11 protein-coding genes are annotated in these 15,348 nt (G+C 66.3%); 5 read left to right on the forward strand and 6 right to left on the reverse strand.

Annotation, left to right across the window (positions count from 1 at the left end):
• Positions 1 to 616: 616 nt before the first annotated feature.
• Positions 617 to 2,041, forward strand: coding sequence for a DHA2 family efflux MFS transporter permease subunit (locus DIE02_RS28175; protein WP_124488700.1), 1,425 nt, complete (start codon positions 617 to 619; stop codon positions 2,039 to 2,041).
• 255 nt (positions 2,042 to 2,296) lie between these two features.
• Here DIE02_RS28175 and DIE02_RS28180 read toward each other — a convergent pair whose 3' ends face one another.
• The 3 genes from DIE02_RS28180 to DIE02_RS28195 all read right to left on the reverse strand — a co-directional run bounded on the left by DIE02_RS28180 (position 2,297) and on the right by DIE02_RS28195 (position 6,095).
• A complete protein-coding gene (locus DIE02_RS28180; protein ID WP_185500328.1) occupies positions 2,297 to 3,040 on the reverse strand; it encodes a 2OG-Fe(II) oxygenase in 744 nt (247 codons plus the stop codon).
• A 333-nt stretch (positions 3,041 to 3,373) separates the two neighbouring features.
• Positions 3,374 to 4,966 carry an inorganic phosphate transporter gene (locus DIE02_RS28190; protein ID WP_124529938.1) on the reverse strand — a complete coding sequence of 531 codons (1,593 nt, stop codon included), beginning with the start codon at positions 4,964 to 4,966 and terminating at the stop codon, positions 3,374 to 3,376.
• A 220-nt stretch (positions 4,967 to 5,186) separates the two neighbouring features.
• The gene (locus DIE02_RS28195; protein WP_124488697.1) at positions 5,187 to 6,095 is read right to left on the reverse strand and encodes a LysR family transcriptional regulator; all 909 of its coding nucleotides are present in this window, start codon (positions 6,093 to 6,095) and stop codon (positions 5,187 to 5,189) included.
• 127 nt (positions 6,096 to 6,222) lie between these two features.
• Between DIE02_RS28195 and metE the strand changes: the two genes are divergently transcribed.
• Complete coding sequence (gene metE, locus DIE02_RS28200) at positions 6,223 to 8,517, forward strand: 5-methyltetrahydropteroyltriglutamate--homocysteine S-methyltransferase (protein ID WP_124529940.1); 2,295 nt, start codon at positions 6,223 to 6,225, stop codon at positions 8,515 to 8,517.
• Between the two features lie 188 nt (positions 8,518 to 8,705).
• On the opposite strand, the gene DIE02_RS28205 is transcribed toward metE, so the two are convergent.
• The gene (locus DIE02_RS28205; protein ID WP_124529943.1) at positions 8,706 to 10,031 is read right to left on the reverse strand and encodes an MFS transporter; all 1,326 of its coding nucleotides are present in this window, start codon (positions 10,029 to 10,031) and stop codon (positions 8,706 to 8,708) included.
• Positions 10,032 to 10,084: 53 nt separating this feature from the next.
• Positions 10,085 to 11,041 (reverse strand): agmatinase, encoded by a 957-nt coding sequence (speB, locus tag DIE02_RS28210; RefSeq protein WP_124488694.1) that lies wholly within the window; start codon positions 11,039 to 11,041, stop codon positions 10,085 to 10,087.
• A 150-nt stretch (positions 11,042 to 11,191) separates the two neighbouring features.
• Between speB and DIE02_RS28215 the strand changes: the two genes are divergently transcribed.
• Positions 11,192 to 12,103, forward strand: a complete 912-nt coding sequence (locus DIE02_RS28215) for a LysR family transcriptional regulator (RefSeq protein ID WP_124523321.1) — start codon at positions 11,192 to 11,194, stop codon at positions 12,101 to 12,103.
• Positions 12,104 to 12,171: 68 nt separating this feature from the next.
• Here the strand turns inward: DIE02_RS28215 and DIE02_RS28220 are convergent, their stop codons facing one another.
• Positions 12,172 to 12,636: an Lrp/AsnC family transcriptional regulator gene (locus tag DIE02_RS28220; RefSeq protein ID WP_044848788.1), complete on the reverse strand. Its 465-nt coding sequence runs from the start codon at positions 12,634 to 12,636 to the stop codon at positions 12,172 to 12,174.
• Positions 12,637 to 12,770: 134 nt separating this feature from the next.
• Here DIE02_RS28220 and DIE02_RS28225 point away from each other — a divergent pair, with 134 nt between their 5' ends.
• Both DIE02_RS28225 and DIE02_RS28230 read left to right on the forward strand, forming a co-directional pair.
• Positions 12,771 to 13,394, forward strand: coding sequence for a LysE family translocator (locus DIE02_RS28225; protein ID WP_124488692.1), 624 nt, complete (start codon positions 12,771 to 12,773; stop codon positions 13,392 to 13,394).
• 259 nt (positions 13,395 to 13,653) lie between these two features.
• Positions 13,654 to 15,279, forward strand: coding sequence for a protease pro-enzyme activation domain-containing protein (locus DIE02_RS28230; protein WP_124529945.1), 1,626 nt, complete (start codon positions 13,654 to 13,656; stop codon positions 15,277 to 15,279).
• The last annotated feature ends 69 nt before the right edge of the window (positions 15,280 to 15,348 follow it).

The raw sequence follows: 15,348 nt of genomic DNA on the forward strand, positions 1-15,348 counted from the left end.
GACCGTGAAACGACTCTACGCCGATGATAGTGCGGATTCCCGTGTGAAAGTAGGTAATCGTCAGGCTCCCTAAGCCAGAAACCCCCGCCCGAAAAGGCGGGGGTTTTTGCATTTGCGGCAAAGAAACGCGCGCGCAATGGCGAAGTGCAACGTGGCTGGAACTGGGGTGCCGATGGCGTTAATTCATGTACCCACGGTGCTCGAACAACCCACCACTTTGCCCACCGAGATCTACCCGGTACATCCTTCTCCAGATCACACCAATCCGCCATCTGTCAGCACCAGTCAATGTCGCGGCGCATGACGATGACGTCATAATGGCCGACGATGCGTGACGTTGGTCCGCAATTGTCTGGAAATGCCACTTTGCAGCGGAATCCCCCGGCTTGATCCATCCGTCCCTCGAAGTGTCACGTCGACCTGCTCGTGTGCACCATTCGGCCAACGCGGCGCAATATCGTCATAAAAATCTATGCGCATAAAGTCCATTCGCGCGACATGCCCGACAGAGCGGACAATCAATCCTTCAGGGTAATATCGCCACTCGTCCCGATTACCGGCCTCGTCTGCACCTGCCGGAACTCGGCATCCTCGCATTCCGTTTCCTGTACCGTTCATGACTGACAGCCCTGCCCAAGGTGGTCGGACGACCGACTTCCTGCCGTACCTCGTCGCCGCAACGTTCTTCATGGAGTATCTCGACACGACCGTGATCGCGACCGCGTTGCCGCAGATGGCGCGCTCGTTCGGCGTCGGGCCGAACGCGTTGAGCCTCGGGATGACAGCCTACATGCTGGCGCTCGCGGTGTTCATCCCGATCAGCGGCTGGATCGCGGATCGCTATGGCTCGCGTACGGTGTTCGCCACGGCCATCTTCGTCTTTACCGGTGCGTCGGTGCTGTGCGGGCTGTCCGAGGGCGTGGTGACGTTCACGGCCGCGCGACTGCTGCAGGGTGTCGGCGGGGCGATGATGGTGCCGGTCGGACGGATGATCGTCGTGCGCAGCACTGAGAAGGCCAGGCTGATGCGTGCGATCGCGACGATTACGTGGCCGGGCATCGTCGCGCCGGTCGTCGGGCCGCCGATCGGTGGCTTCATCACGACCTACGCGTCATGGCGATGGATCTTCCTGTTGAATGTCCCGTTCGGCATCGCTGCGCTCGTCTGTACCTGGCTGATCGTCCGGAATACACGGGCCGATGAGCAACGGCCGCTTGACTGGGTCGGGTTCGTGCTGGCCGGCGGAGCGTTGACCTGTCTGCTGATCGGTACCGAAGCGGCCGGCCAGCAGGACGTCGACTTCACGCGCGCGGGCATTCTGGTGGGGGCGAGCGTGCTGTTCGGCATCGCCGCGTGGATGCACGCGCAACGCTGCGCGCACCCGCTGCTCGATTTCACGACGCTGAAGGTGCCGACGTTCTCGGTGACGGTGATCACCGGCTCGATCACGCGGATGGCGATCAACGCCGTGCCTTATCTGCTGCCGCTGCTGTTCCAGATCGGTTTCGGGCTGTCGCCGTTCCAGTCCGGCCTGCTGCTGCTCGCGAGCGCGCTCGGCAATCTCGGGATGAAGGCGGGAACGTCGTGGATCCTCGACCGCTTCGGTTTCCGGCGCGTTGCGCTCGTCGACGTGACGATCGTCGGAATCTTCACGATCGCGTGCGGCTGGCTGACCGCGTCGACGCCGCTGGCGATCACGCTGTTCGTCGTATTCGTCTACGGGCTCACGCGGTCGATGCAGTTCACGACGCTCGCGACGCTGGCGTATGCGGATATCCCGGCCCGGCAGACGAGCGCGGCCAGCACGCTGTGGAGCGCCGCGCAGCAGATGACGATCGGGATGGGGATCGCATTCGGTGCGTTGTCGCTGCGGCTCGCGGCGTTGGTACGTGGCGACGCGGCCGGCATGCACTACGTACTCGACGATTTTCGCTGGGCGTTCGTTGCGGCGGGCGTGCTCGCGCTGCTGACGCTGCCGGGCTATGCGCGGCTGGCTTCCGATGCTGGCGACCGCCTGCGGGCAAATGTGGCCCGAGGGTAGGCCGGATCTCGCGTTGCCTTGGCGTCGCGACAGGTGAGGGCGGCGGCTTTTCGTTGCTCACCTGAAACATCGATCGGTCGAGGCGACGATGGTCCGACGGGCGGCACAACCCGTTATCCGTTACCACGGCCGATGAGCGGACCGTACGGCGACGCCAGGGTACAACGAGCATCGAGCACCGACGTGCGGTGCCGGTTGCACGACCCTGCCCGCGTGCCGAATGGCGCGACAGCGTCATGTTTGTTCCGCGGGCCGTCACTGTGCGTCATGGAAGATGATGCCGACCGTGTGGCGGTGGCCGCTTCGAATTCTGCTCACACCATGGCGCAAGTTGACGCGGTAGACGCCGCGCGTTCCCTGCACGGGCCTGCCGTGCACGGCGAAGATCACCGCGTCGCCTTGCATGAGCGGCACCACTTCCGCGCGTGACTGCATGCGTGGCCGCTGTTCCGTCAGCACGAACTCGCCGCCCGTGAAATCCCGCCCGGGTGCCGACAACAGGATCGCGACCTGGAGCGGAAAGACATGCTCGCCATACAGGTCTTGATGGAGACAGTTGTAGTCGTCCGGCCCGTATTGCAGGATCAGCGGCGTCGGGCGTGTCTGCCCCGCCGCGTGGCAGCGATCGAGGAAGGTCCGGTGCTCTTTCGGATAGCGGACGTCGCTCCCGAGTGCCTGGTTCCAGCGATTCGCGATCGGCGCGAGATGCGGATAGAGCGTCGCACGCAACTCGGCGACGACCGCGGGCAGCGGGTACGCGAAGTATTTGTATTCGCCGCGCCCGAACCCGTGCCGTGCCATCACGACGCGTGAACGGTAGAGTGCATCCCGCGCATAGAGCGAGGCGAGCGCATCGCACTCGCTTGTGGAGATCAGGCCTGGTACCCGCGCACATCCGTAGCGATCGAGCTCGACATCGACGGTCGACCAGTCGATTGCGTCGACGCGTTGCGCGATGTCCGGCGATTCGACGGCAGGTTGCAGATCGGCGATATTCACGGGCATCCCTCGGTTCGTCAGCAGTGTGGCGCCGTACGGTCGCGCGAAATACTCGCCAGCGTCGCGTGCACGGTTGAAGCCACGATGAAAGTCGATGAACCCAGTCTAGCGGCGTCCGCGTGCTGGCGCGCTCCAGATCTTGCGCTTCAATTCGGAAGGGGGAGGGAAAGGTTGGGAATGCGGCACGGGCACATCGGTTGCCGCGATGTGTCGGAGCGCAGAAGCGCAGAAGCGCAGAAGCGCAGAAGCGCAGAAGCGCAGAAGCGGAGAAGCGACTGAGGAACCTTCCACGGCAGGCGACCGGTTTTCACCGGCCACGCGCCGCTTCCCCGATCAAACCACCGACCGGAACAACCAGTAGAGCCCGCCAGCCAGTACGATCGACGCGGGCAGCGTCAGCACCCACGCGAGCACGAGGCTGCGCACCGTGCTCCACTGCAACCCGGATCCGTTCGCCGCCATCGTGCCCGCGACACCCGACGACAGCACGTGCGTCGTCGACACGGGCAGCCCGTACACGTCGGCGGCGCCGATCGTCAGCATCGCGACGAGTTCGGCCGACGCGCCCTGCCCATACGTCAAATGCTGCTTGCCGATTTTCTCGCCGACGGTCACGACGATCCGTTTCCAGCCGACCATCGTGCCGAGGCCCAATGCGATCGCGACAGCCACCTTCACCCAGGTCGGAATGAACTTGGTCGCGTGGTCGAGCTGCTTGCGATAGTTGTCGATCGCGAGCTTGTCGTCGGCGGCGAACGCGGGCTGCCCCGACTTCTCGATCAGGCGAATGGCTTCGGACACCAGATACATCGTGTTGCGCACGTTGTCGACGTCGCGTTGCGGCACCGCCGCCATCGACCCCGACGCGCCGACCGCGTTCGCGAGCGACGCGGACAACTGCTGCACGGCCGGCAGCACCGCGGGCGTCAGTTCACGATGCTGCACGTAGTGTTCGACGTCGGCACGCGGGTTCGCGGACGGCGCGACGCCGTTCGTGTACTTCCCGAACGTCGCGGCAGCCTGGTTCGCGACGGCGACGAAGGTCTGCGTTTCGGCCGGCGTGACGGCCTTGTTCAGCGCATACGCGGTCGGCACCGTGCCGATCAGTATCAGCATGATGAGGCCCATCCCTTTCTGCCCGTCGTTCGACCCGTGCGCGAACGACACGCCCGTGCAGGTCAGGATCAGCAGGCAGCGAATCCAGAACGGCGGCGGCTGATCCTTCGGCGGCTCCTTGTACAACTCCGGAACCCGCACGAGCGCCTTCAGCACGAGCAGCAGCAGTGCCGCGCACAGGAAGCCGACGATCGGCGAGAACAGCAGCGACTTGCCGACGCCGAGCGCCTGGGCCCAGTCGACACCGCTCGTGCCCGACGGCCCGTGCATCAGCTGGTTCATCAGACCGACGCCGATGATCGACCCGATCAGCGTATGCGAGCTCGACGACGGCAATCCGAAATACCAGGTCGCGAGGTTCCACACAATCGCGGCGATCAGCAGCGCGAACACCATCGCGAAGCCTGCGCCGCTGCCGACCTGCAGGATCAGCTCGACCGGCAGCAACTGCAGGATGCCGAACGCGACGGCGCCGCTCGAGACCATCACGCCGAGGAAGTTCCACATGCCGGACCAGATCACCGCGACGTTCGGCGTCAGCGAGTGCGTATAGATCACGGTAGCGACCGCGTTTGCAGTGTCGTGGAAGCCGTTGACGAATTCGAAGCCGAGCGCGATCAGCAGCGCGGCGCCGAGCATCAGGTACGGAAACAGCGAGCCTTCGCGGACCGGCGACAGGTCGGCGATCAGGTGCGTGGCGATATAGAGGGCGCCGAACGCGAGCACCAGCAGAAAGACGGCATAGCCGACCTGCCTGGTGCGTTCGACGGAACCCGAATTGTTCGGTGCGGACGAAGCAGGTTGATTCATGACGGCATCTCGTAAGGGAACCGCGTCCGATCCTAGCTTTCGCTACCAGTCAGTTTGATGACAGTCGGGACGTCGAATCATCGTCTTACGGATGTGTAAGGGGAGGGTGCCGTGACGTCGAATTGCGACATGTCGTGCCAGCTCGCGTCGTCATCCATTTCGTGAACAGGCCCGCGCACCGGCATGCGGGCCGCGGGAAGCGCGCACGGCGCGAGCGCCGCTAGCGCAGCATGCGCGGCGCGCTCCATGTCGATTCACGCGCCAGCGCGACGAATGCGGCCAGATAGTCGATCGACGCATCCGCCTCGCGGATGCCGAGGAAGATCTGTTTCGCGATCCCTTTCTTGCCGAGCTTGACCGGCACGACCGGCATCCGGTCCGCGTATTCGTCTGCAAGCCATCTTGGCAGCGCGGCCACGCCGCGCCCGCTCGCCACCATCTGCAGCATGATGTCGGTCGTCTCGATCGACTTGTGACGCCGCGGCACGATGCCGGCCGGCGTCAGGAACTGGTTGTAGATGTCGAGCCGGTCGGTCTCGACCGGGTAGGTGATCAGGATCTCGTCGGTCAGCTGCTCGGGCGTCACGTAGTCGGCGTTCGCGAAACGGTGCGCGTCCGCGACCACCAGCACCTGTTCGTAATCGAACACGGGATCGAAGCGCAGGCCCGGCTTGTTCAGCGGGTCGGGCGTCACGAGCACGTCGATGTCATGGCCGAACAGCGCTCCGATGCCGCCGAACTGGAAGCGCTGCTTCACGTCGACGTCGACGTCCGGCCAGCGCGACAGGTACGGCGACACGACCTTCAGCAGCCACTGGTAGCACGGATGGCACTCCATCCCGATGCGCAGCGTGCCGCGCTCGCCCTTCGCGTACTGCTTCATGCGCTCCTCGGCGAGCTCGAACTGCGGCAGCAGCCGGTTCGCCAGCTTCAGCAGATACTGCCCGCCCTGCGTGAGCCGCAGGCCGCGGCCTTCGCGGTCCCAGATCGGCGTGCCGAGTTGCTGCTCGATTTTCCGGACGGTATGGCTGAGCGCCGATTGCGTGAGATGCAGCGCGTTGGCGGCCGCGGTCAACGAGCCCTGGCGCTCGACTTCGCGGATCACGACGAGATGGAATCGTTCCAGCATGGGTATCACTTGCCCGACAGATACATGAACAGATTTAATGGATGAATGAAATAATGCCATTTTATTTCATGGGATGAAATCCCTATGATGGCTGCCGGATCGACTATTTCTTCAGGACGGCAGCTTCATGGTTACGACCCACAACCTCGGTTTTCCGCGCATCGGCGCGAAGCGCGAACTCAAATTCGGTCTCGAACGCTACTGGAAGGGCGAGTCGTCGCGCGACGCGCTGAAGGCACTCGGCGCCGAACTCCGCCAGCGCCACTGGAACGACCAGCGCGACCTCGATCTCGTGCCGATCGGCGATTTCGCGTTCTACGACCAGGTGCTCGACATGAGCTTCACGCTCGGCAACCTGCCGAAACGCGTGCAGGACTTCCATGGCGATGCGCTCGACAACTATTTCCGCGTCGCGCGCGGCCGCTCGGCGCAGTCGGCGGAAGCACACGCGGCATGCTGCGGCGGAGTCGCGGCCGGTGAAATGACGAAGTGGTTCGACACGAACTATCACTACATCGTCCCGGAATTCCATGCGGATACGAACTTCTCGCTCGATCCGTCGCGCCTGCTCCAGCAACTGGCGGAAGCGCAGGAGCAGGGCGTCGCCGCGAAGCCGGTGATCCTCGGCCCCGTCACGTATCTGTGGCTCGGCAAGGCGAAGGACGATTCCGATCGTCTCGCGCTGCTGCCGAAGCTGTTGCCGGTATATGGCGCGCTGCTCGACACGCTGACCGCGCAAGGCGTCGAATGGGTGCAGATCGACGAGCCGATCCTCGTGACCGAGCTCGACGCCGCCTGGCGCCAAGCGCTGCGCACGGCATACGACGCGCTCGAGACGCGCCGCATCAAGCTGCTGCTCGCGACGTATTTCGGCCAGCTGCAGGACAACCTGGCGCTCGCGGCCTCGCTGCCGGTCGACGGCCTGCATGTCGACGCGATCAACGCCCGCGACGAAATCGACGCACTCGTGCGCGAACTGCCGGCCGGGCGCGTGCTGTCGGTCGGCGCGATCAACGGACGCAACATCTGGAAGACGGACCTGAACGCGGCGCTCGACTGGCTCGAGCCGCTCGCGAAGCAATTGGGCGAGCGCCTGTGGCTCGCGCCGTCATGCTCGCTGCTGCACGTGCCGGTCGATCTCGCGAGCGAGCAGACGCTCGACGAGGAGATCCGCTCGTGGCTCGCGTTCGCGCTGCAGAAGCTCGACGAACTGAAGCTGCTCGCGACCGCGCTGAACGAAGGCCGCGACGAGGTGGCCGACGCGCTCGCCGCGAACGCCGCCGCGATCGGCTCGCGCCGCCGCTCGCCGCGCGTGAACAACCCGGCGGTGAAGGCCGCGATCGCGCGCATCGACGCGCAGCTCGGCAACCGTGCGAGCCCGTACCCGCAGCGTGCGCCGAAGCAGTCGGCGCGCCTGAACCTGCCGGCCTTCCCGACGACGACGATCGGCTCGTTCCCGCAGACTGCCGAGATCCGTCAGGCGCGCAGCCGGTTCAAGGCCGGCGTGCTGGATGAAGCCGGCTACCGCGCGGCGATGCAGGCGGAAATCGCACGCAGCGTGCGCGAACAGGAATCGCTCGAGCTCGACGTGCTCGTGCACGGCGAAGCCGAACGCAACGACATGGTCGAATACTTCGGCGAGCAGCTCGACGGCTACGCATTCAGCCAGTTCGGCTGGGTGCAGTCGTACGGTTCGCGCTGCGTGAAGCCGCCGATCCTGTTCGGCGACATCAGCCGCCCGAAGGCGATGACGGTCGAATGGATCACGTACGCGCAGTCGCTGACGAACAAGCCGATGAAGGGCATGCTGACCGGCCCGGTGACGATCCTGAACTGGTCGTTCGTGCGCGACGACCAGCCGCGTTCGGTGTCGTGCCATCAGCTCGCGCTCGCGATCCGGGACGAAGTGCTGGATCTCGAGCAGGCCGGCGTGCGCGTGATCCAGATCGACGAGGCCGCGCTGCGCGAAGGGCTGCCGCTGCGTCGCGCGCAATGGGGCGCGTACCTGAAGTGGGCGGTCGAGTCGTTCCGCATCGCCGCGAACGGTGTGCGGGACGATACGCAGATTCATACGCACATGTGCTATTCGGAGTTCAACGACATCATCGCGTCGATCGCCGACATGGATGCGGACGTGATCACGATCGAGACTTCGCGCTCGGACATGGAGCTGCTCGACGCGTTCGACAGCTTCAGGTATCCGAACGAGATCGGGCCGGGCGTGTACGACATCCATTCGCCGAACATCCCGACGCAGGATCACATCGTGGGCCTGATGAAGAAGGCGGCGGAGCGGATTCCGGCGGAGCGCCTGTGGGTGAACCCGGACTGCGGGCTGAAGACGCGTCAGTGGGCGGAAGTGCTTCCGGCGCTGACGAACATGGTCGCCGCGGCGAAGACGCTGCGCAGCCAGGCGCAATGACGCGCGAACGCTGCGCGCCGGCCGTCCCGATCGACGATCGGGCGGCAAACAAGCGGCCCGCATGTGCGGGCCGTTTGTCGCAATGAATGTTCGGGGCAAGGCGGGGCGTTGCGGCGTACCGCCCGACGCCCGACGCCCGACGCCCGACGCAAACGGGCAGGCGATGTCGCCTGCCCGTTTGCGTGAGGTTACGCGGTACGCGCACCGCGCGGCAGCGCTTCGTCCGCCCTGCCGGGCGCGCCGGCATCGTCGATGCTGACGCGGCGCGAGATCAGCCACACGCACACCGACGACAGCACGGCGGCGCTCGTGTACTGGATCGCGAGCGGCCACCATTGCGGCGCGGTGTTCTGCGCGATCAGCGTGGCGACGAGTGGCGTGAGACCGCCGGCGAGCGCGCCGCACACCTGGTACGCGATCGAAATCGCCGTGTAGCGGATGCGCGCGATGAAGATGCCGCTGACGAAACCCGCGACCACCGAGTAGTAGCCCGATTCCGCGAGCGTCGCGAGGCCGACGCCGACCGTGATCGACAGCGGCGTGCCCAGGTGCACGAGCGGCAGCATCACGAACGGCACGATCGCGGCCCATGCGCCGGTGATCAGCAGCACGCGCGTCGTGCCGAAGCGCTGCGCGAGGAACGCGGCGGCGAGCTGCACGACGAATTGCAGCACCGCGACGATCGTCATGCAATGCAGCACCATCGACCGGTCGAGCGACAGGAATTGCGTTGCATAGCTGATCATGAAGATGTTGCTGAAATACACGCCGGCGATGCCGTACACGTTCGCGCCGATCGCGAGCAGCAGCAGCGGCCAGTACTTGAGTGCTTCACGCAGCGGCTTTTGCGCGATGTTGCCGCTCTTCCTGACCTCCTCGAACTCGGGCGACTCGGACACGCTCGCGCGGATCACGAAGCCGACCGCCAGCAGCACGGCGCTCGCGAGGAACGGCATGCGCCAGCCCCAGCTCATCATGTCGTCCTTCGACAGCGTGCTGATCGCGCCGAACGCGAGCATCGACAGGATCAGGCCGCTCGCGCTGCCGAGCTGCGCGAACGACGCGAAGAACGTGCGCTTGCCTTCGGGCGCATGCTCGCCGGCGAGCAGCACCGCGCCGCCCCATTCGCCGCCGACGGCGATGCCTTGCAGCACGCGCATCAGCACCAGCAGGATCGGCGCGATCACGCCGGCCTGCGCATGGGTCGGCAGCAGGCCGATCGCGACCGTCGACACGGCCATCAGCATCAGCGTCGCGAGCAGCGAGCGCTTGCGGCCGAAGCGGTCGCCGAGATAGCCGAACATCACGCCGCCGAGCGGCCGCGCGAAGAAGCCGACCGCGAACGAGCCGAACGACGCGAGCAGGCTGACGAAACGGCTTTCACCGGGGAAGAACAGCGGCCCGAACACGATGGCGGCGGCGGTCGCGTAGCTATAGAAGTCGTACCACTCGATCGTGGTGCCGACGAACGAAGCGAGCGCCGCCCGCTTCGGTTGCTTGATGGCAGTCCCCATCTGTTATGTGCTCCTCTGGAATTCTCTGATTTGGAATGGGTCGCGTGCCGGGATCAGTCGCGATAGGCGACGCCGGGCAGCACGCACAGCAGCTCGTACGCGAGGTTCGCGCCGAGCAGGGCCGTGGTGCCGAACGGGTCGTACGGCGGCGCCACTTCGACGAGATCGCAGCCGACGATGTTCAGCCCCTTCGCGCCGCGGATGATCTCGAGCGCCTGCGGCACCGTGAGGCCCGCGATTTCCGGCGTGCCGGTGCCCGGTGCGTAGGCCGGGTCGATGCCGTCGATGTCGAAGCTGATGTAGACGGGCGTGTCGCCGATGCGCGCGCGCACTTCTTCCATCAGCGGCGCGAGCGACTTGTTCCAGCATTCCTCGGCCTGGACCACGCGGAAGCCCTGCTCGCGGCACCAGTCGAAATCCTCGGCCGCGTAGCCGGTGCCGCGCAGGCCGATTTGCGTGACCTTGTCGCCGTGCAGCAGGCCTTCCTCGACCGCGCGGCGGAACGGCGTGCCGTGCGCGATCTTTTCGCCCATCATCGTGTCGTTCACGTCGGCGTGTGCATCGACGTGGATCAATGCGACCTTGCCGTGCTTGCGGTGGATCGCGCGCAGGATCGGCAGCGCGATCGTATGGTCGCCGCCGAGCGTGACCGGCTTGCAGTCGTGCTCGAGAATCGCGTCGTATGCAGCCTCGATGCGCGCGATCGAATCGTGCAGGTTGTACGGGTTGATCGCGACGTCGCCGATATCGGCAACCTGCAGCGAATCGAAGGGCGCGGCGCGCGTGGCCATGTTGTACGGGCGCAGCAGCACGGATTCCGTGCGGATCTGGCGCGGGCCGAAGCGCGCGCCGGTGCGGTTGGAGGTGCCGAGGTCGAACGGCACGCCGACGAAACAGGCGTCGAGGCCGGCTGCGCTCGCCACGTGCGGCAGGCGCATCATCGTCGCGATGCCGCCGCTGCGCGGCATTTCATTGCCGCCGAGCGGCTGGAAATGGGTGTGGTCGTTCATGGGCTTGTCTCTTCCGATGTGGGGTTGCCGTATCATTCGACGCGGCCTGGCACATAGTTTTACGCGTCCGGCCGGAAAGAAGAATGCGAAGATATCGACGTAAACATCGATTTTCATCGATGTATGGAAGGGGAACAAAAGGGGAATAGCGTGCTGGGGAATCTGTCGACCCTCGATCTGCGGTTGATCCGCGTGTTTCTCGCGGTCACGGACGCGGGCGGCGTGTCGGCCGCGCAAGCGATCCTGAACGTCGGCCAGTCGACGATCAGCGCGCAGCTGTCGTCGCTCGAGACACGGCTCGGCTACCGGCTCTGCGAGCGCGGCCGCAGCGGCTTCCGGCTCACGCCGAAAGGCGAGCGGTTCCACGCGATGAGCCGCAAGCTGCTCGCCGCGCTCGACGAATTCGGGATCGCGGCGCGGCACATGGACCGCCAGCTGGTCGGCACGTTGCACATCGGCCTGATCGGCCATACGCCGGTCAGCCAGAATGCACGGATCGCCGAGGCGATCGCCGCGTTCCGCACGCGCGACGAGGCCGTGCGCTTCTCGATCTCGGTGCGCGCGCCGGGCGATCTCGAGGAAAAGCTGCTGAGCAACGAGATCCAGATCGCGGTCGGCTATTTCTGGCACCGCGTGCCGTCGCTGCACTACACGCCGCTGTTCATCGAGCGGCAGGTGGCGTACTGCGGGCGCGGCCATCCGCTGTTCGAACGCGCCGGCGCGCTGACGCCGGCCGACGTCGCGGGATTCGAATGGGCGTGGCGCTCGTATCCGCTGCCGGAGGCGCAGATGTCGACGACGCCCGATCGCGTGACGGCGACCGCCGACAACATGGAGGCCGTCGCGCTGCTGATCCTGTCAGGCCATCACCTCGGCTACCTGCCGCAGCACTTTGCGGCGCCGTATGTCGCGCAGGGGCTGCTTGCGCCGCTCAATCCGGACCAGCTGCACTACGACGTCACGTTCCACATGGTCGTGGCGCGCGACGGGCGCGGCGATCCGCTCGTCGAAGCGTTTCTCGAGGATCTCGAGCGCGCGCATCAAAAGCCCGATGTCGTGTGAGGTCGCGTGAGGTCGCCTGAGGGCGGCAACGTGAACGAATGTCACGCCGGAGCGATCCACTGCCCGCATCACGGCACCGGCAACCCCGCATCGTGCTTCACCTCCCGCAACGACAACGCCGATTCGATCGACGTGACGCCCGGCAGCATCCGCAGCGAGTCGCGCAGGAACGTACCGTAGTCGTCGAGATCGCGCGCGACCACCTGCAGCAGGTAGTCGGCCGTGCCCGCGACGTTGTGGCACGCGAGGATCCGCTCGATGCCGAGCACTTCCCGTTCGAACCGGTCGGCGACCTTGCGGTCGTGCGTCGCGAACCGCACGAGCACGAATGCGACGACGCCGAAGCCGAGCGCCTGGCGCGACAGCTGCGCGCGGTAGCGCTCGATGTAGCCGTCGTTTTCGAGACGCTTCAGGCGCCGTGCGCAGGGCGTCTCGGACAGGCCGACGGAATCGGCGAGACGCGCGATCGGCAGGCGGCCGTCGCGCTGCACCGCGGCGAGGATCGCGCGATCGGTTTTGTCGAGTTCGGTCATGTTGGCGGAATCCTTGTCTGAATTCCGTGATTGTGGCGGATTCCGCTATGTAGCGCCAATTTCGAGCCAAAGATGGCCAATAATCGCTCTCCCTTCAGCGGCAACATATCGTCACTGAAGAACGGGGGCAGACCATGATTTCCACGCATTTGCTGTTGATTTATCTCGCCGCGCTGGCGGCCATCTACGCGGTGCCCGGGCCGGACATGGCGCTCGTGCTGCAGACCAGCATCGGCCGCGGCGTGCGCCCGGGAATGGCGGCGGCGGCCGGCCTGTCGCTGTCGCGCACCGCGCACGTGACGCTGTCCGCCTGCGGCGTCGCGGCGCTGATCCGCAGCGCACCGTGGCTGTATGAAGTGATCCGCTACGGCGGCGCGCTTTATCTCGCTTACGTCGCGATCCAGGTGTTCCGCTCGCCGGTGTTCGCGCTCGGCGACGGCGATGGGGCGGCGCCGGGCGAACTGCGGCAGTCGTTCTTCAAGGGGCTGCTGACGAACCTGCTGAATCCGAAGGCACTGCTGTTCTGCTCGGTGCTGCTGCCGCAGTTCGTGCGCCCCGAGGCCGGACCCGTCGTGTGGCAGATGTTCGAGCTCGGCGCGCTGCTCGTCGCGGCCGGCGTGTGTTTCGACCTCGCATGCGTGTTCGGCGCGTCGCGCATCGCGGCGTGGATGCGCGCGCATCCGCTCGCGCAGACGGTCCAGCGCTGGACGTTTTCCGCGGCGCTGATCGGGTTCGCGTTGCGCCTGTCGATGGATTGAGCTGCTGCATTGCATCACGGCCGCGCGGCTCGACTTGCCGCGCGGCCGCGATGCGCTGCCGAACGTGGGCCGCGCGCCATGCCGGGCTTCGCGCGCATGCGTTGGGGTGGAAGGGCGTGCGCGTAAATCGTCTGACTGATCTAAACTCCCTTCAGCTTCGCGCTTTCGCGAACCGACTGACCGAACGGAACCGACTTCCGCCGGCTATGTCCGATTTCCTGGCTGTTCCGTGCAACGCGGTACCAAGGAGGGTCTGAACATGGCAAGGCATCTTCACGCCGACCGTGAACCCCGGATCGTCGCCGAGTCGAAGTGTCTCGGCCCGTGCGATCCGGCAGAACGTATCCACGTCACGATCATGTTGCGGCGGCAGGAAGAAGGGCAACTCGACACGTTGGTCCAGCAGCTCGCCACCGGCGACGCACAGGCGAAACCGCTGTCGCGCGAAGCGTTCGCGCAGCGTTTCTCCGCCAATCCCGACGACATTCGCAAGACCGAGGACTTCGCGCGCCGTCACCAGCTCACGGTCGATCGCGTCGATCCGGTCGAAAGCGTCGTCGTGCTGTCCGGCTCGATCCAGCAGTTCGAAGCGGCATTCAGCGTGAAGCTCGAGCGTTTCGAGCATCGTTCGATCGGCCAGTACCGCGGCCGCTCGGGCCCGATCGCGCTGCCGGACGAGCTCGGCGATGCCGTCACGGCCGTGCTCGGCCTCGACAGCCGTCCGCAGGCGCGGCCGCACTTCCGGCTGCGTCCGCCGTTCCAGCCCGCGCGCGGCGCGCCCGCCGTCACGTTCACGCCGATCCAGCTCGCGTCGCTGTACGGCTTTCCGGCCGGCGACGGTGCAGGGCAATGCATCGCGATCGTCGAACTCGGCGGCGGCTATCGCGCGGCCGATATCCAGCAGTATTTCCGCGGGCTCGGCATCAAGACGCCGCCGACGCTCGTCGACGTGAACGTCGGCACCGGCCGCAATGCGCCGACCGGCGAGGCGAACGGCCCGGACGGCGAAGTCGCGCTCGACATCGAGATCGCCGGTGCGATCGCGCCCGCCGCGAAGCTCGCCGTCTATTTCGCGCCGAACAGCGACGCGGGCTTCATCCAGGCCGTCAACGCGGCCGTCACCGACAAGACCAACCGGCCGTCGGTGATCTCGATCAGCTGGGGCGGGCCGGAAGCGATCTGGCAGGCGCAGTCGGCGCATGCGTTCAACCGCGTGCTGCAGGCGGCCGCCGCGCAGGGGATCACGGTGTGCGCGGCGTCGGGCGACAGCGGCTCGGGCGACGGGCTGCAGGACGGCACGGATCACGTCGACTTCCCGGCGTCGAGTCCGTACGTGCTCGGCTGCGGCGGCACGCAGCTCGATGCGCTGCCGGGGCAGGGCATTCGCAGCGAAGTCGCGTGGAACGACGAGGCGGCCGGCGGCGGCGCGGGCGGCGGCGGTGTCAGCACGCTGTTCGACCTGCCGGCGTGGCAGCAGGGATTGACCGTCACGCTCGCCGACGGCAGCACCACGCCGCTCACGAAGCGCGGCGTGCCGGACGTCGCCGCCGATGCATCGCCGCAGACGGGCTACGAGGTGTCGGTCGCCGGCACGGCCGCGGTGATGGGCGGCACGAGCGCGGTCGCGCCGTTGTGGGCCGCGCTGATCGCGCGGATCAATGCGGCGGCGAGTGCGGCGGCGAGTGCGGCGGCCGGTGTGGCGGCGAGTGCATCGGCCGGCTGGATCAACCCGGCGCTGTACAAGAATCCTGGCGCGTTGCGTGACATCACGAAAGGCTCGAACGGCACGTATGCCGCCGCGTCCGGCTGGGATGCGTGCACGGGCCTCGGCAGCCCCGACGGCGCGAAACTCGCGGCGATCCTCGCGCGCAAGCCGTCGAGCTGACGCGCCGGCACCGGCCTTTCCAAGCGACGCGGGTTTCCTGCCCGCGTCTTTTTTCACCTCGAGGAGCAG

Origin of the sequence: Burkholderia sp. Bp8991, from assembly GCF_003853795.1 — a bacterium.
Taxonomy (GTDB): Bacteria; Pseudomonadota; Gammaproteobacteria; order Burkholderiales; family Burkholderiaceae; genus Burkholderia.

Excerpts from the sequence above, each read along its gene's own strand:
- DIE02_RS28175 (WP_124488700.1), top strand. The coding sequence starts at position 617 with ATGACTGACAGCCCTGCCCAAGGTGGTCGGACGACCGACTTCCTGCCG.
- DIE02_RS28190 (WP_124529938.1), bottom strand. The coding sequence starts at position 4,966 with ATGAATCAACCTGCTTCGTCCGCACCGAACAATTCGGGTTCCGTCGAA.
- DIE02_RS28220 (WP_044848788.1), bottom strand. The coding sequence starts at position 12,636 with ATGACCGAACTCGACAAAACCGATCGCGCGATCCTCGCCGCGGTGCAG.
- metE (WP_124529940.1), top strand. The coding sequence starts at position 6,223 with ATGGTTACGACCCACAACCTCGGTTTTCCGCGCATCGGCGCGAAGCGC.
- DIE02_RS28195 (WP_124488697.1), bottom strand. The coding sequence starts at position 6,095 with ATGCTGGAACGATTCCATCTCGTCGTGATCCGCGAAGTCGAGCGCCAG.
- DIE02_RS28225 (WP_124488692.1), top strand. The coding sequence starts at position 12,771 with ATGATTTCCACGCATTTGCTGTTGATTTATCTCGCCGCGCTGGCGGCC.
- DIE02_RS28230 (WP_124529945.1), top strand. The coding sequence starts at position 13,654 with ATGGCAAGGCATCTTCACGCCGACCGTGAACCCCGGATCGTCGCCGAG.
- speB (WP_124488694.1), bottom strand. The coding sequence starts at position 11,041 with ATGAACGACCACACCCATTTCCAGCCGCTCGGCGGCAATGAAATGCCG.
- DIE02_RS28205 (WP_124529943.1), bottom strand. The coding sequence starts at position 10,031 with ATGGGGACTGCCATCAAGCAACCGAAGCGGGCGGCGCTCGCTTCGTTC.